At 33.2% G+C, this 18,537-nt stretch carries 19 protein-coding genes and 2 tRNA genes; 11 read left to right on the forward strand and 10 right to left on the reverse strand.

Annotated features, from left to right (window positions below; genetic code table 11):
• Positions 1-4 precede the first annotated feature (4 nt).
• The 3 genes from JJ844_05005 to JJ844_05015 all read right to left on the reverse strand — a co-directional run bounded on the left by JJ844_05005 (position 5) and on the right by JJ844_05015 (position 2,698).
• On the reverse strand, positions 5-1,279 hold the full coding sequence (locus tag JJ844_05005; protein ID MBO6975037.1) for a competence/damage-inducible protein A: 1,275 nt from the start codon (positions 1,277-1,279) through the stop codon (positions 5-7).
• Positions 1,276-2,547, reverse strand: a complete 1,272-nt coding sequence (locus JJ844_05010; GenBank protein ID MBO6975038.1) for a serine hydroxymethyltransferase — start codon at positions 2,545-2,547, stop codon at positions 1,276-1,278. Before JJ844_05010 ends, JJ844_05005 begins: the two co-directional genes overlap by 4 nt.
• 77 nt (positions 2,548-2,624) lie before the next feature.
• Positions 2,625-2,698 (reverse strand) — tRNA-Arg (locus JJ844_05015).
• 86 nt (positions 2,699-2,784) lie between these two features.
• Between JJ844_05015 and JJ844_05020 the strand changes: the two genes are divergently transcribed.
• Both JJ844_05020 and JJ844_05025 read left to right on the forward strand, forming a co-directional pair.
• The gene (locus JJ844_05020) at positions 2,785-3,036 is read left to right on the forward strand and encodes a hypothetical protein (protein ID MBO6975039.1); all 252 of its coding nucleotides are present in this window, start codon (positions 2,785-2,787) and stop codon (positions 3,034-3,036) included.
• Between the two features lie 14 nt (positions 3,037-3,050).
• Complete coding sequence (locus JJ844_05025; GenBank protein ID MBO6975040.1) at positions 3,051-3,341, forward strand: DUF3181 family protein; 291 nt, start codon at positions 3,051-3,053, stop codon at positions 3,339-3,341.
• Here JJ844_05025 and murJ read toward each other — a convergent pair.
• On the reverse strand, positions 3,338-4,921 hold the full coding sequence (gene murJ, locus JJ844_05030) for a murein biosynthesis integral membrane protein MurJ (protein MBO6975041.1): 1,584 nt from the start codon (positions 4,919-4,921) through the stop codon (positions 3,338-3,340). The genes JJ844_05025 and murJ overlap by 4 nt on opposite strands.
• 70 nt (positions 4,922-4,991) lie before the next feature.
• Between murJ and sfsA the strand changes: the two genes are divergently transcribed.
• From sfsA to JJ844_05050, 4 genes are all read left to right on the forward strand, one after another.
• Positions 4,992-5,732 carry a DNA/RNA nuclease SfsA gene (gene sfsA / locus JJ844_05035; GenBank protein ID MBO6975042.1) on the forward strand — a complete coding sequence of 247 codons (741 nt, stop codon included), beginning with the start codon at positions 4,992-4,994 and terminating at the stop codon, positions 5,730-5,732.
• Between the two features lie 180 nt (positions 5,733-5,912).
• Positions 5,913-7,373, forward strand: coding sequence for an ammonium transporter (amt, locus tag JJ844_05040; protein MBO6975043.1), 1,461 nt, complete (start codon positions 5,913-5,915; stop codon positions 7,371-7,373).
• An 89-nt stretch (positions 7,374-7,462) separates the two neighbouring features.
• Positions 7,463-8,659, forward strand: coding sequence for a 4-hydroxy-3-methylbut-2-enyl diphosphate reductase (locus tag JJ844_05045; GenBank protein ID MBO6975044.1), 1,197 nt, complete (start codon positions 7,463-7,465; stop codon positions 8,657-8,659).
• A 104-nt stretch (positions 8,660-8,763) separates the two neighbouring features.
• Positions 8,764-9,324, forward strand: a complete 561-nt coding sequence (locus JJ844_05050; protein ID MBO6975045.1) for a DoxX family protein — start codon at positions 8,764-8,766, stop codon at positions 9,322-9,324.
• Between the two features lies 1 nt (position 9,325).
• Here the strand turns inward: JJ844_05050 and purH are convergent, their stop codons facing one another.
• Complete coding sequence (purH, locus tag JJ844_05055; protein MBO6975046.1) at positions 9,326-10,879, reverse strand: bifunctional phosphoribosylaminoimidazolecarboxamide formyltransferase/IMP cyclohydrolase; 1,554 nt, start codon at positions 10,877-10,879, stop codon at positions 9,326-9,328.
• Positions 10,880-10,912: 33 nt separating this feature from the next.
• Between purH and JJ844_05060 the strand changes: the two genes are divergently transcribed.
• Complete coding sequence (locus tag JJ844_05060) at positions 10,913-11,530, forward strand: esterase (GenBank protein MBO6975047.1); 618 nt, start codon at positions 10,913-10,915, stop codon at positions 11,528-11,530.
• Here the strand turns inward: JJ844_05060 and JJ844_05065 are convergent.
• Positions 11,527-11,895 (reverse strand): DUF3155 domain-containing protein, encoded by a 369-nt coding sequence (locus JJ844_05065; GenBank protein MBO6975048.1) that lies wholly within the window; start codon positions 11,893-11,895, stop codon positions 11,527-11,529. The genes JJ844_05060 and JJ844_05065 overlap by 4 nt on opposite strands.
• Positions 11,896-12,147: 252 nt before the next feature.
• On the opposite strand from JJ844_05065, the gene JJ844_05070 reads away from it, so the two are divergent.
• Complete coding sequence (locus JJ844_05070) at positions 12,148-13,284, forward strand: sensor histidine kinase (protein ID MBO6975049.1); 1,137 nt, start codon at positions 12,148-12,150, stop codon at positions 13,282-13,284.
• Here JJ844_05070 and JJ844_05075 read toward each other — a convergent pair.
• Positions 13,262-14,002, reverse strand: a complete 741-nt coding sequence (locus tag JJ844_05075) for an adenosylcobinamide-GDP ribazoletransferase (GenBank protein ID MBO6975050.1) — start codon at positions 14,000-14,002, stop codon at positions 13,262-13,264. The two genes, JJ844_05070 and JJ844_05075, sit on opposite strands and share 23 nt — an antisense overlap.
• Positions 14,003-14,100: 98 nt before the next feature.
• Between JJ844_05075 and tgt the strand changes: the two genes are divergently transcribed.
• Entirely contained in the window at positions 14,101-15,219 is a 1,119-nt protein-coding gene (tgt, locus tag JJ844_05080) for a tRNA guanosine(34) transglycosylase Tgt (protein MBO6975051.1), read from the forward strand.
• Positions 15,220-15,252: 33 nt separating this feature from the next.
• A complete protein-coding gene (locus JJ844_05085; protein ID MBO6975052.1) occupies positions 15,253-15,393 on the forward strand; it encodes a photosystem II reaction center protein K in 141 nt (46 codons plus the stop codon).
• A gap of 26 nt (positions 15,394-15,419) precedes the next feature.
• On the opposite strand, the gene JJ844_05090 is transcribed toward JJ844_05085, so the two are convergent.
• From JJ844_05090 to JJ844_05100, 3 genes are all read right to left on the reverse strand, one after another.
• The gene (locus tag JJ844_05090; protein ID MBO6975053.1) at positions 15,420-16,424 is read right to left on the reverse strand and encodes a Gfo/Idh/MocA family oxidoreductase; all 1,005 of its coding nucleotides are present in this window, start codon (positions 16,422-16,424) and stop codon (positions 15,420-15,422) included.
• Positions 16,425-16,477: 53 nt separating this feature from the next.
• A complete protein-coding gene (locus JJ844_05095; GenBank protein MBO6975054.1) occupies positions 16,478-17,740 on the reverse strand; it encodes an HlyC/CorC family transporter in 1,263 nt (420 codons plus the stop codon).
• Positions 17,741-17,758: 18 nt separating this feature from the next.
• Positions 17,759-17,831, reverse strand: a tRNA-Ile gene (locus JJ844_05100).
• Between the two features lie 141 nt (positions 17,832-17,972).
• On the opposite strand from JJ844_05100, the gene pyrE reads away from it, so the two are divergent.
• Entirely contained in the window at positions 17,973-18,533 is a 561-nt protein-coding gene (gene pyrE, locus JJ844_05105; protein ID MBO6975055.1) for an orotate phosphoribosyltransferase, read from the forward strand.
• The last annotated feature ends 4 nt before the right edge of the window (positions 18,534-18,537 follow it).

Below are 18,537 nucleotides of genomic sequence, written 5' to 3' on the forward strand. Positions count from 1 at the left end.
ATAGTTACTTACTATTCGATAATAGGATTAATCGGAGGCTGTTCAAACACACATTTACACTTAGTCTTTGAATTTCTATTCGATTTCGTGTTGAGTTAAATAGTTTTTTTATATTAGTTATATGATTATTCGGTCCTGAAATGGAAATATAGACAAGTCCAACCGGTTTATCTTGACTGCCTCCGTTAGGACCAGCTATTCCACTAATTGCTATTGCCCAATCTGCTCCTAATTTCTCTTTTACATTAATTGCCATGGTCTCACAAACTTCTTCAGAAACAGCTCCATATTTTGTAAGTTTTTCTTTAGAAATATTTAATAATGAATTTTTTAGTTCATTACTATAGGAAACAATACTACCTTGAAAAACTTGAGATGAGCCTGATATTGAGGTTAGTGATGAAGATAGAAGGCCTCCGGTGCAGGATTCAGCAAAAACAATAGTTTCGTTCCTCTTGGTTAATTCTTTTATTAAAACGCTAGGAAGAGTATCGTTATCCTCTCCAAAAATAAATTTTGAAAAATCTTTTTTTAATTTTTCTTTAATAGGTTTAATTATATTTTTTGCTTCTAGGTCGTTCTTAGCTCGCGCGGTGATTCTTAGTTTAACCTCTCCTAAGTTTGCATATGGAGCAACGGTAGGGTTTTTAAGATTTAATAGATCATTAATTTTTTCAGCAACGCTTGATTCTCCAATACCCGCAAATTTAAGAGTATTTGAAAAAAAGGAATAATTATTTGAGAATTTGGTTTTAATGAAATTATACGCTGTCTCTTCCCACATAGTTTTCATTTCACTGGGTACTCCTGGGAAAGTAAGGATAGTAAAATCTTTTACTGGTTCCCAAATCATTCCTGGGGCAGTGCCCCTAGGGTTATTAATAATTTGAGCATTTTCTGGGAAGAAACATTGTTTCCTTAAGCTGGAGGAATCGTCCTTGAGCTTTGAGTTTGAAAGTTTTTGTTTAATTTCATCCCATAAGAGCGGTCTTTCAAAAAGAGATACATTAAAAGATTTGGCTATTGCTTCAATAGTTAAGTCATCTGGGGTGGGTCCCAAGCCACCAGTTGTAATTAGAAGATTACTTCTTTTCGATATTTCTTGAATTACTTTTATAATTCGATCACAATTATCACCGACAGTTGATTGCCTAAAGTGATTTAAGCCCAATTGAGATAACTGTTCAGAAATCCATTGAGCATTTGTATTGATAATATTTCCTAAGAGTAGCTCTGTTCCAATAGAAAGAATTTCAACTCCCTTGGAGTTAGGACTCATTTAATTGAAGCTTCCAGTTTGCCTTCATAAAGAGGAAAACGATTACATAAGATTAATACTCTTTCTTTACATTGACTTTCAATCAGTGAATCGTCTGGGTTAAGTAATCTATCAGCAATAATTTCGCCAACTTCAGCAAAAGCATCTTCATTAAAGCCTCTAGTAGTTAAAGCAGCAGTTCCCAACCTTAGTCCGCTGGTTACAAAAGGTGATTCAGGGTCAAATGGAACAGTATTTTTATTTGCAGTGATATTCACTTCACTAACAAGTAAGTCAGCAATCTTACCAGTCATATTGATACTTCTTAAATCGAGTAAAACAATATGGTTATCAGTGCCTCCACTAACGATATCAATACCTCTATTTATTAAAGTTGAAGCCAGAACTTTTGCATTTTTTATTACTTGTTGGGAATAATTAACGAAATCTGGCTGCAAGGCTTCTCCAAATGCAACTGCTTTAGCTGCAATTATATGTTCGAGGGGCCCACCCTGAGTTCCAGGGAAAACAGATTTATCAAATTTTTTTCCAAATTCTGCATCTTTACACAAGATAAGTCCCCCTCTAGGCCCTCTTAATGTTTTATGAGTAGTTGTTGTTACTACATCACAATATGGTATTGGATTTGGGTGAAGTTTACTTGCTACAAGACCGGCGATGTGTGCAATATCAGCCATTAAGAATGCACCAACTTCATCTGCAATATTTCTAAATGACTCAAAATCGATTGTTCTTGGATATGCAGAATATCCACATATGATTAATTTTGGTTTTGTTTCAAGTGCTATCTCTCTTATTTCATCAAAATCTAATTCACTAGTTTCTTTATTTACACCATAGTGAACTGCATTGAACCATTTACCACTCATATTTACTGGAGACCCATGAGTTAGGTGTCCACCATGAGATAAATCCATCCCCATGATTGTGTCGCCAGGTTTAAGTAGACTTAGGAAAACAGCAGCATTTGCCTGCGCTCCACTATGGGGTTGAACATTAGCCCAATTTGCATTAAATAATTTTTTGGCTCTCTGAATAGCTAATTCTTCGATTTCATCAACAAATTCACACCCCCCGTAATATCTTTTTTGGGGTAATCCCTCGGCGTATTTATTTGTAAGTACGGAACCTTGAGCCTGCATAACGGCAATTGATGCGAAATTTTCGCTTGCGATTAACTCAAGATGAGTTTCCTGCCTATTTTTTTCAGAGTTAATAAAATTCGATATTACTGGATCACTTTCTTTAAGATTTTGAAGGATATTCATTGAATTTGATAAGTAATACCCATAATATAGACGATATTTTTTAGAAAAATATAAAAAGAATATTTCAGAATTTTAAACGCGCCTGGAGAGATTCGAACTCCCGACACCCTGATCCGTAGTCAGGTGCTCTAATCCACTGAGCTACAGGCGCATAATTATGTAATATCTCTGTTTCAGGGTCTCTTAGTCAACTAGATTTCAGGTAAAATATCTATTATTAACAATCTAATTATTAATATGCCTATAAAGTGGTACGGAAATGGTAACTCAGAAGATCCTATCTATAAACATTTTTCTCGAATAGTAAATTTTGTTATTCACTGCATGATATTTACTGCGATTGTAAGTGGCACGTGGCTTTTAAAAGAGATTAAATATGAAATCAGCTATTTTAATAATTTTGCAATTGTCTGGTCAGTTCTTTTGGCCTCCCATTTACTTTTCGTAATTATAAAAAAACCTAAAGATACTTCAAAACAATCAACTTAAATAAATTTCTATTTATGGACTCTCAGATAAGTATAAGTGATCTGGAAAATGTTATTTCCGAAAAAATTTTTATAAAAATCGAAAAGTGGAATTTGTATCTTGGAGATGCTGGACTAGCTAGGCATCTTGCTATTGAATGTATCAGCAATAAAGATCAAGGCCCATTGGAGGCTGCAAAATTAAGTCTGAAAGCAATAAATGTAAAAGTAGGGGATGGTGTTAATAGTATTCCACTGATTAATTTAATCACTAATTCACAAATTCTAGAATTAGAAGAGATTTTGGAAAGTTTTTTTAAAAACTAAATCTCTTTTTTTGAAACTTTAAATTTATTTACTTTCAAGAATTTTGTAAGTAAAAAATAAATCACAAAAAAAGTTAGAGTTCCAAATATTAAATATAAAAATTCTGCAAAATTTGAATTGAAGTTATTCGTAGTTTGGAGAATAGTAAAACAAAGTGTGCTGTCTATAAATGCTGCTAATGACATGAGGCTAATTTTCCTCAATAAATCCAAGTTAGGTAAATGGATATCTTCATTTCCCAGATTAAAAGAAAGCAAAATACAGACTATAAGGTTGACTATTACTGAAGATAAAATTATTCCCACAACTCCAAAATTATATGGAGAAAGATTCCCAAAATTCTTAATTGGGGCACCAATTAAAAACCAATCAAAAAAAATGTTTAATATTATCCCTGCACATGAAGACTTAAAAGGGAAGTTAGTTTTCTCTATTGAATAGTAAGTTCTTATTAATAAATCTCTATAAAGATAAAAAGGTATTCCAACTGCATAAGCAATTAATATATTTTTTACTTTTAAAGCTGCTGAATAATCAAAAGATCCTCTTTGAAAAACTAATTGTACGATTTGATTATTGAATGTTATGAAAAATCCGGTTAAAAAAATAGCTGTCAAGAAACAGTACTCTATTCCTGATATCAATTCTTTTTGGAGACCTCTATCGTCTTTATTACTTCTCAATTTAGAGAATTTTGGAAGTAATGGCAAAATCAAAGAGTTAGATAATACGCCTAAGGGGGCTTGTATAAGAAAGTTTCCGTAAGCTAGTCCAGATGCCGCTCCTTGAAAACTTGAAGCAAAAAACATATCGATGAAAACATTAATTTGACTTAGACCTGATGAGATAGATGCTGGAATAATTAGTTTAAAAATACGCCTCTCTTCATTTTTAAATAAATTGGAGGTTGGCCTTAATCTCAAGAGACCAATTTTATTTATTTCCGAAATTTGAACAACAAACTGAATTAAAGTTCCTGTCAAAGTTGCAAATGCCAGTAATCCCGTATAAGTAAAGAAATTAGAAGATGTATTTTCTTGGTTGAAAATCCAACTAAATAAAATAAAAAAAATAATAGTTACGCTTGTTATTGCTGGACTTATACTTGATAAAAAGAATTTTCTTTGGGAATTTAAGGCGCCAAAGCTTAAACCTATGAAGCCGGATAAGGGGATGCAAGGTGTAAGTATTTGTAATTGGTAAGTGGCAATAGATTTAGCTTCGTAACTTAAATTCGGGGCCAATAAATCAATTAATAAACTGGAATTCGAGTAAATCAATATGGCTAAAATTAATAATAATATTGAAAGTTTTATGCTTACTTGAGTTAAAACAATCCCTCCATTTTTTTTGTTAAGCGGAGTTAAAACTGCAACGACTGCGTTATGCAATGGACCATTAATGCCCCCAATGATTATTAGCAAAAAACCAGGAATTATATATGCATAATTAAACGCGTCGTATGTTATACCAACCCCAAAAGCAGCAGCTATAAGTATTTGTCTTAAACATCCAGCTAATTTACTTAGACTAGTTCCAAACGAAATTGAAAAAACATTATTTTTTAAAAATGAATGCATTTGGATTCGTCTAAATTTTTCAACAAGTTTAAGTTTCAATTATATTTGATTTCAAACTAACGACATATTTATGAATGATCGGATAATTGATTTTGATCCATTAATTGAAGGGGTTTTAATTAAGAGGTATAAAAGGTTTCTCGCAGATATTGAATTAGAGAGTGGAGAGGTAGTAACTGCTCATTGCGCTAACACTGGCCCAATGAAGGGACTTTTGAGTGAGGGAGCAAAAGTAAGAATAAGTCTTTCCACTTCTCCAAAAAGAAAATTACCTTTTACTTGGGAACAGGTATGTGTTTCTAATGCAAAAAATGAGGAGGTTTGGGTAGGTATCAATACTCTATTTGCAAACAAGTTAATCAAAAAGGTTATAGAGAAAAATCTGCTAATAGAAATAATAGGTGAAATAGAGACAATTAAATCTGAAGTTCCTTATGGAAAAGATAAAAAAAGCAGAATTGACTTTTTTTTAACCCCAAAATCTTCAAATCCTGATAAACGTAACATTTACATAGAGGTTAAAAATACGACTTGGATTAAAGAAAATGTAGCTCTATTCCCAGATACAGTCACGAAAAGAGGCCAAAAACATCTCATTGAATTAAAGGAATTAATTCCTAAAAGTAAAAGTGTTTTAGTACTTTGTATGACGAGAAAAGACGCTTGTTTTTTTGCTCCTGGAGATGATGCAGATCCCTTATACGGCAGTCTTTTTAGAGATTCTCTTGGTGCAGGAATGATAACTATCCCATGTTCCTTTGAATTTCATAAAGACCATGTATCATGGAATGGAATTAAACCTTTAAAATAGCCAAAAAACTTGATATTTTGAAATCCAAAAAAAATAATTTTTAAATTTAACAAATAATTTTTTAAGGTGCAACTATAAAAATGGTATAAACAACTACTAGACACGGATAAGTTTTTTGAATAAATTTAAATTTGAAAGGAAACAGCACAAACTGTTTTTTTGCAGATCTAATTTTTTTTTATGACCACTGCTTTGCAAACGCCTCAAAGGCGCTCTAGGTCCAAACTTCAAGATGCAAGTCTTGTGAATGGACCTATGCTCCTTTTGAGGAGTATTCGAGGATTTAGTTCAAACCGCTCTATGTTGTGGCTTGCAACTGTTCCCCTAGCTTTGTTTGGTTTAGGTATTTTTAATCTTTCAGCTCACGCAGCTGATTTACCTGAGTTGAATGCAGCTTTTCTTGCTAACAATCTATGGCTTTTGATCGCTACTATTCTAGTGATCTTCATGAACGCCGGTTTCGCTATGGTTGAGGCAGGTATGTGCCGTTCTAAGAACGCTGTTAACATTCTTGCTAAAAACCTCTTTGTATTTGCTCTAGCTGTAACTTCTTATTGGTTTATCGGCTATTCATTAATGTACGGAGGAAGTGTTGCTGACGGCTGGCTTTATTTTGGCGGCTTATTTTTTGATCCAACAGTTACTGCAGATATGGTAACTGATGCTGGATTAGTCCCAACTGTTGATTTCTTGTTCCAGTCTGCTTTTGCAGGAACTGCAGCAACTATCGTTTCCGGTCTTGTTGCTGAAAGAGTTAAATTTGGAGAATTTGTTGTTTTTGCTGTTGTATTAACTGCATTTATATATCCAATTGCTGGTAGCTGGAAATGGAATGGTGGTTGGCTCGATTCATTAGGTTTTGTTGATTTTGCTGGTTCTTCAATTGTTCACTCAGTTGGAGCATGGGCAGGTCTTGTAGGAGCTATGCTTCTTGGACCAAGAATTGGCAAATACTCTGATGGGAAACCACAGGCTATGCCAGGACACAATATGGCTATAGCTACTTTAGGTGCATTAGTCCTATGGATAGGTTGGTACGGATTTAACCCCGGTTCTCAACTTGCTATGGATCAATGGGTTCCATATGTTGCTGTAACAACTACTTTGGCAGCAGCAGCTGGAGCTATTGGTGCAACTATTGTTTCAACATTAACTTCTGGTAAGCCTGATCTTACAATGATAATTAACGGAATCCTTGCTGGTTTGGTTAGTATCACTGCTGGTTGTGGTGATATGACTCTTGCTGGAGCCTGGTTCGCAGGACTAGTGGGAGGAATAATCGTTGTATTTTCTGTTGCAGCACTTGATGCCGCTGAGATCGATGATCCTGTAGGTGCATTCTCTGTTCACGGAGTTTGTGGTGTATGGGGTACTGTAGTTATCGGTCTTTGGGGTACAGCTGTACAAGGTGATGGAGCAGGTATGGGATTGTTCAATGGCGGAGGTATTACCCTTCTTCTAGTTCAAGCTCTTGGTGCCGCAGCTTATGCTATTTGGACACTAGTTACTTGCTGGATTGCCTGGTCTGTAATCGGAGGATTATTCGGAGGAATCCGAGTTTCTGAAGAGGAAGAGACTCAAGGCTTAGATATTGGAGAGCATGGAATGGAAGCATATCCAGACTTTGCATCTGCTAAATAATCTAACTGAAAATTGATTTAAGAAACCTGACTTATGTCAGGTTTCTTTTTTTTTTCGAAAAATTATTTAAAACGTTGTAGTATATAAAAATGGATACTCAAGCTTTTAGAAGATCTCTTCATCATTCTGATAGATACAATAGAAGGGGTTTCGATTCTCCAACAAAAAGAGCTCAAGCATTAGAAGAAGCTTACCAAAGTGATTTGATAAGTTCTATTAGGGATAATGGTTTTACTTACACTAAAGGCAGACTAAATATTAAGTTGGCCCAAGCCTTCGGTTTCTGTTGGGGAGTCGAAAGAGCTGTAGCAATGGCTTATGAAACTAGAAGACATTATCCAAATGAGAATATTTGGATAACAAACGAAATAATTCATAATCCCTCGGTTAATGATCATTTGAGAAAAATGAATGTAAAATTCATTTCAGCTAAAAATGGGATTAAAGATTTTTCTTTAGTTTCTAATGGAGATGTTGTTATACTCCCTGCTTTCGGAGCTACTGTTCAAGAAATGAAACTCTTGCATGAGAAAGGTTGTCATATCATTGATACAACTTGTCCATGGGTTTCTAAGGTTTGGCATACAGTTGAAAAACATAAAAAACATGTTTTCACATCTATTATTCATGGAAAATTTAAGCATGAAGAGACCCTTGCTACAAGTTCATTCGCTGGTAAATATTTAGTTGTACTTGATCTAGAAGAAGCAAACTACGTATCTGAATATATTTTGGGGCGAGGTAATAGGAATGAGTTTATGAACAAATTCGCTAAAGCTTTTTCTAATGGATTTGATCCTGATAAAGATTTAGATAGAGTGGGAGTTGCAAATCAGACAACTATGCTTAAGAGCGAGACTGAGGAAATTGGAAAGGTTTTTGAAAGAACGATGTTAAAAAAATTTGGACCAGAAAATTTGAATAGTCACTTTTTAGCTTTTAATACTATTTGTGATGCAACTGAAGAAAGACAAGATGCAATGTTCTCTTTGGTTGATGAAGACCTTGATATTCTTGTTGTTATAGGAGGCTTCAATTCTTCTAATACTACTCACTTGCAAGAAATAGCAATTACTAAAAATATTGCTTCTTTTCATATAGATACACCTGACAGGATATCAGTTAAAGAAAATTCAATTTTGCATAAACCACTAGGATCAGATCTAGAACTAAAAAATAATTTTATACCTAGTGGAAAAATTAATGTTGGAATTACTTCTGGTGCATCAACTCCTGATAAGGTTGTTGCAGATGTTATTGAAAAATTAATTGATATTGCTTCCTGAATTTATTATTTCATCTACAACTTTGCTTAGTTTTTTTAATTTATAAGTCAGATAATTCCAAAAGATCTACTTTATTAACTAGAATAATAAAAAATTAAAGAAGCATGGAAGACAAAGAACAAACTAATCAGGTTCAAACTGCAAGTATGAATAGAACTAAAGCTCCCCAAAAAGTTGAGGTTGTAGTTGCTAATTCATCTTCAGGGTCAGAGGTAAATATCCTTGGAGAACTATCAATTTTTGTTTTAAGAATCGGTTTTTGTGCTTTGATGATTCATCATGGTTTAGAGAAACTCCAAGATCCACAGGGTTTTGCTGAGTTTGTAGTTGGGAAGTACTTCCCATTTTTGCCAGGTGATCCTGTGATTTGGACTTTTGGTGCTGCGATTACTCAATTGGTATGTCCAGTAGGGTTGGCTTTAGGGATTTTTGCAAGGCTATCTTCTCTTGGTCTATTCTCAACAATGGCATTTGCGGTTTATTTTCATCTCTTGGATACTGGACTTGAAGGCTTTCCTCTGGCAGTGGTTGAAGGCCATAATTATGCCTTTGAATTATCATTTATATATGGAGCTATTTCTCTCTATTTCCTTTGCGCGGGACCTGGAAGGCTTTCTTTATTCAGAAAAACTAACAAGATCACATATTATCCAAAATCGACTTAACCTAATGCAAAAAATGCCTCTTTTGTGTAAATACCATTGAAATCCCCTTCGAATTACATATATCAATACTTTCTTGGTCTCTTAGACTCCCTCCTGGTTGGATTATAGATTTTATACCGTATTCATTTGCAAGTTCTACAGTATCTGCAAATGGGAAAAAACCATCACTGGCTAAGACAGCATCGGTACATAACTTTCCGCCTGCTTTTAATGAAATTTTTGCTGCTCCAACTCTATTCATTTGTCCAGCTCCAATACCAATAGTTTTTTGGTCTTTTGCAATAACGATGGCATTGGATTTAACGTGTTTACAAATTTTCCATGCAAAATCTAGATCTAAATTCATTTGATTACTAGGGGTTTTATTAGTTACTGAAATCCAATCTCCAGTTTTTTCTTCGTTATCATCGGTATCTTGAACTAGTAATCCTCCCATTATCGATTTAGTAGAAGTTTGATTTCTTTTTGGAAGTTGATTTTTTGAAATCTTTAAAATTCTTAAATTCTTTTTAATTTTTAGAATTTCTAAAGCTTCCTCATCAAAAGATGGAGCTACAACACACTCTAAGAAAATATCTTTGAGGTGAATTGCGGTCTCACTATCAATATGTGAATTAAAAGCAACTATTCCTCCAAATGCACTAACGGGGTCGCATTCTAAAGCATTCAAAAATGCCTGAGAAGCTGAATTACTTATAGAGGCACCACAAGGATTATTGTGTTTTAGAATAACAGAAGCAAACATTTCGTTTCTTAGTTCATCTTTTTCTGGGTAGCCAAATTCTAAAACTGTTGAAAGTGCCGACTCTAGATCTAATAGATTGTTATAACTTAAGTCTTTACCTTGTAATTGTTCTGCTGAGTTCCATCCAATGTTACTTAAACCATACCAAAAAGCTTTTTGATGTGGATTTTCCCCATATCTTAAGGTTTTGATTAGTGGATAAGATTCAATATATTTGGAAGATTGTAAACCTCTTTCTTTTCTTATCCAATTAGATATTGCAGCGTCATAGTCTGCTGTATGTTGAAAAGCTTCAAGGGCTAATTTTGCTTTATATGATTCCTTTAATTCACCTTTTTTACTTTCTTCAATAAAATTTTGATACTGACTAGGATCTACTAAAACGGAAACGTCTGTATGATTTTTAGCTGCAGAACGAATCATTGATGGACCTCCGATATCGATATTTTCAATAGCATCTTCCCATTTAGCTCCCTGATCTACAGTTTTTTTAAAAGGATATAAATTGACAACTACTAAGTCAATTAACTCAAGATTGTTAGCTTCTATATCTTTTTTATGTTCCTCGTCAGATCTTTTAGCTAATATTCCCCCGTGTATTTTTGGATGTAAAGTTTTAACTCTTCCTCCAAGAATTTCTGGAGAATTAGTAAAATCTGCAACTTTAATAACTGGAATTTTTGCTTCTATAAGATGTTTGGCAGTTCCTCCACTTGATAGGATTTTATAATTAAATTGCTCTACCAATTCCTTACAAAATGGGATTATATTTTTTTTATCAGAGACACTTACTAAAGCTAATGGTGACATTATGGAAAAGTTAACTTACTTAAGAATATAAACATGAAATATGCTATCAATCATGAATTTGTCTCGATTAGCTCTCAAACTGCAACTCATAGAATTATTTTGATGCATGGTTGGGGAGCTGATTCAGATGACCTTTTAACCTTTGGAAAGGAAATGACTGAAAAAATAAATCTTGATTTTGAGGTAATTTCTTTGAGGGCACCTGGATTACATCCAAGTGGTCAGGGAAGACAGTGGTATGCATTATATCCACATGATTGGAATGGAGCTCAGGTTGAAGTAAATAAACTTTTAGTTACATTAAAAAAATTTGATACTGATCAGATTCCACTAAGAAAAACAATTTTGTTGGGTTTCTCTCAGGGGGCGGCAATGGCAATTGATGCAGGATTTCAATTAAATTTTGGATTAATTGTTGCTTGTAGTGGTTATCCTCACCCCAATTGGATCCTTGGAGAAAAATGCTCACCATTGATTATTAGTCATGGTTTATTTGATGACGTCGTGCCTATAGATGCCTCTAGGACTATTTATGAAAAGGTAAAAAGTAAATCTTCTAAATTTTGCGAATTTTTAGAATTCGATGGATTTCATCAAATTGATTCAAATTTAATTAATTTTATAAGTTCAAATATAAGTAATATTTTTTAAACAAAAGCATATTCGTATTTTTCAATCTCTTCCCAATCATCTGCAGTAAGTTCTAGGCCTTCAAATATTTTTTCTTCACCAATTCCTTCAACTACAATTTTTAGTGATGGAAATAGAAAATGATTTTCTTCAGCGTATTGGGCGCTAAATAACCCTTTTTCTCCCCAAAAAAACCTATCAGTGGTATGTTCATTTCTTCTGACATTGAAAACTGAAGGCGCAGAGAGGCCATTTTCAGCTATGAATCTTCTTGCTGCTGTAACTGGTTTATGTTTGCCAGTTTCGATATGATAAATAGGTACATGTGCCATTACTCTTTGGCCAGCCAATCTTCTTCTGCTGATTCTTTTTCTTTTTTTTGACATTGATTGGTACTCCTGAAATTATTAATGAGATTAGTCTTATTTATTTTTACTAATCTTATATATGTGATTTTAAATTCACTTCAATTACATAGAGGACCCATCAACCCCTGATGTATCTTAAAATATGATTAAATATTCATATTTAAGGCTGGCTAAAGTCAGACCTCTTTATATATCTTAATACTTTTTTCATATTTTACAAGCCTTTTTTCAAGTTTTTTTTTTAAAAAATTTCTCAAATTTTCAATAATTATGAATCTTTCAAAAAAATTTGAAGAACTTATCACTAAACAGCTAGAAAGTTTTGGTTGCTCCATGGGCGTGACTAATTTAGTTATGTATCTTGCTTCAGCTAAGCAAGGAACTAAAGCATCTTTTGAGATGATTGGTCAATGGCCACAAATTGATAGGCTACTTACATCAATAGAAGATGATCCTTCATTAAAAGTTTCATCGCCAAATAGAAGATGGTACCCTCTTCAAGAAAACGATATTCTACTTGGTGTCCTTAGGGTGGAAACTGATTTGAAAGGTGGGAATTGGCCAATATCTCTTGACTCTAGATTAAAAGCGCTTTCAATATCTTTAGCTAAATGCGTCTCTATCGAATTAGAACGTCAAAATAAAAATCAAGAAATCAATTATTTAAAAAATCAAGTCAATGTCATAATCCATCAATTAAGGAATCCATTGGCTGCTATTAGGACATACGCAAAATTACTAATAAAAAGACTTGGTTCGGATGATGACTCTATTGAAATAGTCGAACGCATGATAAAAGAACAAAAACAAATTAATCAATATATGGATTCTTTTGCGCAATTAAATTCACCTATTCAACTTCCCCTAGAAATTGGAGAGGAAAGATTATTATTACCTCCAAATTTAGATAATAAAAAGGTAATAACTGTTCAGAGTTTATTGAGGCCAATATTAGAAAGGGGTAAAGCTAATGCGGACTTAGAGAATAGAGATTGGACTGAACCTTCTCTTTGGCCAGATTGGGCTTTATCGCCATTAAAGGCAAAATATGCTGTAATTGCCGAAATTGTGGCTAATTTATTAGAAAATGCTTTTAAATATGCCCAAAAAGATGCTGAAATTGGACTCGCAATTACGAGTAATGGACTTTTTATATTTGATGAAGGTAAGAAAATAACCAAAAATGAAAACGAGAAAATTTTTGAAAAAGGTTTTAGAGGATCTGCCGCTAAGAAGAAGGAAGGCACAGGTGTGGGTCTTTTTTTGGCGAGGAAATTAGCAAAACAAATTGGTGGAGATTTGAGATTGCTGGAAAATAACTCGATTGATAATACTGAGAAATTAAAAAATCTTAAGAAAAAAAATATTTTCTATTTAGAACTACCTATAAAAGAATTGCATGCATAAACAACATTGCAGTTTCAACTAGTACAACACTTGCACCGCAGGCATCTCCATTGAAGCCTCCAATTTTGTTACCCAGTATGTTTGGGATAAAACAGCTTAGAAAAATACCAATCAAAATAAGAATTAAAAATTTAATTAATATCGTTTGGGATGTAATTGAAACTAATTGGTATGCAATGAAAATTAAAAGAAAAATAATTGAGATCAAAGATTCTTTTTTAAATCCGTTCCAAAACTTTTTGTGGCTTATAGATTTTTTCTTATAACTAATATATTTGAACTTTTCTATAAAAAATAAATTTGAAAATCTTCCCCAAAATAAGCATATAGGTAAAACAAAAATTATTAGGTTTTGAATTTTCAGCATGCAAGCAACTTGAATTAAGGTTATAAAAACTAAAGCTTGAACGCCAAAGGACCCAACTTTACTATCTTTCATTGCTTTTAAACGTTTCTTTTTACCCGCAAAAATACCATCGAAAGTATCCATTAAACCATCAATGTGTAGACCACCAGTAATTAAATATCCTGAAGCCAAACAAATTAATGTAGATGCATAAATTGACCAAGAGTTTGTTCTTAAAAAAAGAAAAATAAAACTCTGTATAGTGCCAATAAAAAATCCTAAAGGCGGGGCAAATTGTGCAATATTTTTAAATTCAGGAATAATTAAAGGTATCTTTGGAAATGTCGTATAAAAAATCCAAGATCCTGCCAAATTTTTTATTAAATATTTTTTGATGAGATAAAAATAGATTCAATATTAAATAATAGGTTAGATTAATGAAAAAGGATCAAAAAATTTTATAAATTATCGTGTTTGAATTTGAAATTACATCGAATTGTAATAATACAGGGGCAAGAACTGGTATTTTTCATACACCAAATGGTCCGGTAAATACACCAAAATTTATGCCCGTGGGTACTTTGGCAACGGTAAAAGGAATTTCATCTAAGCAGTTAATCTCTACAGGGGCAGAAATGATTCTCTCAAATACCTTTCATCTTCATTTACAACCTGGAGAAAAACTAGTAAAAGAATCTGGCGGAATACATAAGTTCATGAATTGGCCTAAGCCTATTCTTACTGATTCAGGAGGATATCAAGTTTTTAGCTTGGCCAAATTAAATAATATTTCTGATAAAGGTGTGGAATTTAAAAATCCAAGAGATGGTAGTTATGTATTTTTATCACCTGAAAAAGTAATACAGATTCAAATGGATCTTGGATCGGATGTTGCGATGGCTTTTGATCATTGTCCTCCGCATACAGCTAATGAAAATGATATTGAGGACTCTTTGCAAAGAACTCATGCATGGTTGCAAAAATGTGTTGAGACTCATCAGAAATCTAATCAAGCATTATTCGGCATAGTTCAAGGTGGCAAGTATCCGAGACTGAGAGAATATAGCGCCAAATATACAAGTTCTTTTGACCTGCCTGGAATAGCAGTGGGAGGTGTAAGCGTTGGTGAGGCAGTCGAAGAAATACATAGTGTAATTAATTACGTCCCGAAATTCTTACCAATAAATAAACCAAGATATTTAATGGGAATTGGCTCTTTAAGAGAAATTTCTTTAGCTATTGCTAATGGATTCGATATATTTGACTGCGTTTTGCCTACAAGACTAGGAAGACATGGGACTGCATTTTTTAATGATGAAAGATTGAATTTGCGAAATGCTCGATTTAAAAATGACTTTTCTCCGATTGACAAAACTTGTAAATGCGAGACCTGTAAATCCTATTCTCGAGCATATTTGCATCATCTAATTAGAAATGACGAAATATTAGGCCTAACCCTCATAAGTTTGCATAATATTGCTCACTTAATAAGATTTACCAATTCAATTTCTACTGCAATTAGAGATAATTGTTTTACAAATGATTTCGCTCCTTGGAAAACATCCTCTATTGCTCACCATACGTGGTAACGTCTTATCATAAATAATTAAATTATTAAAAAGGTGCTCACTCTATTTAATACATTCGCTGAATTGCCTGAGGCTTACAAAGCCTTTGCTCCAACTGTTGATGTTCTTCCACTTATTCCTTTGTTTTTCTTTTTATTGGTATTTGTTTGGCAAGCTGCAGTTGGATTTAAATAAAATTCTTTTAGTTTAGATTGTTAGTATTAGAAGGGGTTTTCAAGTAAAATCGCATCTCCAGAATTATCTACAGCACTCTCTATAAAATCAGCAATTTTTAATGCTCTTGAGGCTTGCTCACCATCTACCTCAGGAGTTTCTTTTCCCTGAACGCATTTAAGAAAATGCTCCAGTTCTGCATAAAGAGGTTCTATGGAGGTTGTGCTAACTTCTTCAACATATCCATCATTTCTATAAACTAATTCTCCATGCTCTGCTGTGTATGATTCATGAGACTTTCGATGGATTTGTAAAGAGTGATTTAAGAAATCAGTTTCTACTAGACTGTTTTGGCAGTGAGCACTTAAATTTCTAATTTTTTTATGACTCATTTTGCTGGCAGTTAAGCTTGCAATAACATTATTTTTAAAAACTAAAGTAGCATTAACATAATCTATTAATCCTTCGCTATTTCTTCCTCCAACAGCTGCTAATTTTTGTATTTTTGAATTTACAAGCTCTAAAATAAGATCAATGTCATGAATCATTAAATCCATTACTACAGATACATCATTTGCTCTGTTTGCATGAGGACTATGCCTCCTCGCTTCTAAAACAACAATTTCTTCATTATTAACTATTTTATTTAATTCTCTAAAAGCAGGATTAAATCTTTCAATATGCCCAACTTGTAAAAGACATTTACTTGCATTAGCCGCCTCTATTAAGGATTTCGCTTCCAACTCATTAGCTGCAATTGGTTTTTCAATGAGAACGTTAATACCTTCATTTAGACAATCTAGTCCTACCTTATGATGAAGTAGTGTGGGTACAGCGATACAAATAGCATCAACTTTTGGAATTAAGTCCTTATAATTTCTGAACCATTCACATTGAAATTGCTCGATAGCTAATTTGCCTCTTTCTTCATTTGGGTCTGCAACTCCAATGAGATTTGCATCTTTGAGTAAACTTAATACTCGAGCATGATGCCATCCCATATTTCCTATACCTATGACTCCAACCTTTACGGGTAATGAGGTTGGTTTCATAACATTAAATCCATTTATTAAGTATTATCCTCCATAGGAAGCCACATTTAGCTTTAAGGAAGAATAATTTTAACACGATCAATTTTCGGACCTGACATAGAAATAACTTCAAATTTAATGTTATTGAAATCTAAAACGTCTCCAATTTTTGGAACCATTTGAAATTTTTCAAGTAGAAATCCAGCAAGGGTATAATAATCTGTACCCTCTGGAATAGAACATCCTAACTTTTTATTGATATCTATAATTTCTGATTTTCCAGTTATTGACCATTTTCTAGAGAAATTATCTAACATTTTCATATCTGAATAAATTCTACTATTTAGCATTTCTTCTCCAACTATTTCTCCATTTAGATCAGCTGCAGTTATGAGCCCCTCTGTTCCACCGTGTTCATCAACTACTAGTAAAAAAGGATTGTATTCTCTGACTATTGGTAATATTTCTGCTAATGAACTTGTTTCTATTATTTTTGTTACTGGTAATAGGAAGGGTTCCAATAATGTATCGGCTTGCATTTCTCCCTTTGATATTGGCTTAGCCAAATAACGCAAATCTAATACTCCTAATACATCATCTAGAGACTCATCAATAACGAAGAAGCGTGCATGTCGAGTTTTGTCTACTTGTTTCATGAGTTCTGAGAAGGTTATATTTTTTGGCAAAGTTACCATTTCAGATCGTGGAATCATTACTTCTTTTACCTGTGTATCTTTTAAAGCAAAAACTCCCTCAAGAATATTTTTTTCATCTGGTTTTAAACCTGTAACATTATCTGTTTCTATAAGAGTTTCTAATTCACTTGCTGATAAACCCGAATTTAAGGAATCCCATTTGTTATTTAAATTAAATAAACCTAAACAGGCGCTGGCAAAGAATTCAATAATCGTAACTATAGGTTGCATACCTTTTCTTACAGCATCAAATATGCTGGTTAACCTTAATGCTGCAGATTCTGGATTGTTGATTACAATTGCCTTAGGAATTAGTCCAGAAACAAGAGTAACTACTAAAACAATAAATAAAAATAGTACAAGATCATAAATTCTATTTGGCAAAATATTTTTTGTCCAATAATCATTCGCTACGCTATTGCTGAGCCATCCAATTGCAATCAACGAAATTGTTACTCCAAATTGAGAAGCAATTAAGGAAGATCTAAATCGCTTTTGAATTTTTAGAATTGAAAATGCTCCTTTCTTTTTTTCTTCTATTAGTCTTAAAACTTTGCTTGGCCTTATCAATAAAAAAGAAAGTTCACTCGCTGCGAAAAAAGCTGGGAAAAATAAAATAAATAAAAGTAGAGTTATTTTCATTCAATGACAAATGAATAATGGGGGTGGCGAGGATCGAACTCGCCTTAGCCAAATTATGAGTTTGGTGCATTCACCAGATTGCTACACCCCCAAGGGAATCGATGTAATTTCAATTACATTGAATTTCAATATACAATATAAAAATAATATTTCAAAAAATACCTCATTAGTAAGTTTTTGTGAGATTTCTTTTTTTTCTTCTAATCTTTAAATATAAATTAAACTTTAACTAATGGCTAATTTTTCGGAAAAGTATGATTTGAATAAAGCCAAATTACTAAGACTGTTAATTGAAAAATCCTATAAGCAAGGAAACTTCACTTTAGCTTCCGGTAAAAAAAGTAGTCATTATTTAAATTGTAAACCTGTTTCTTTAAATGGCGAAGGTCTCAACTTAATAAGTAATTTATTTTTTGATTTAAAAGACTCAAGGTCTAAGGCAGTAGCAGGAATGACATTAGGCGCAGATCCTCTAGTAAGTGGATTAATTGTAAAGGCAGCTTCTCAAGGTCAAAACCTTGATGGGTTAATAATTAGGAAAGAAATCAAAAGTTACGGCACCAAAGCTGGAATAGAGGGCCCTATATTAGAAGAAGCCACCTTGGTAACTGTCTTGGAGGATGTGGTTACAACTGCTGGTTCAGTTATAAAAGCTATAAAAAAGTTAAGAGAAAATGATTATGTTGTTGAGGAAGTTTTGTCTATAGTTGATAGGCAAGAAGGGGGATTAGAAGCCCTTAATGATGAAAATGTTAAATTGAAGAGTCTTTTTACAATAAAAGACTTTTTATGATTAT

The sequence above is a fragment of the Prochlorococcus marinus CUG1435 genome, assembly GCA_017644375.1.
In the GTDB taxonomy this organism is placed as follows: domain Bacteria; phylum Cyanobacteriota; class Cyanobacteriia; order PCC-6307; family Cyanobiaceae; genus Prochlorococcus_A; species Prochlorococcus_A marinus_AH.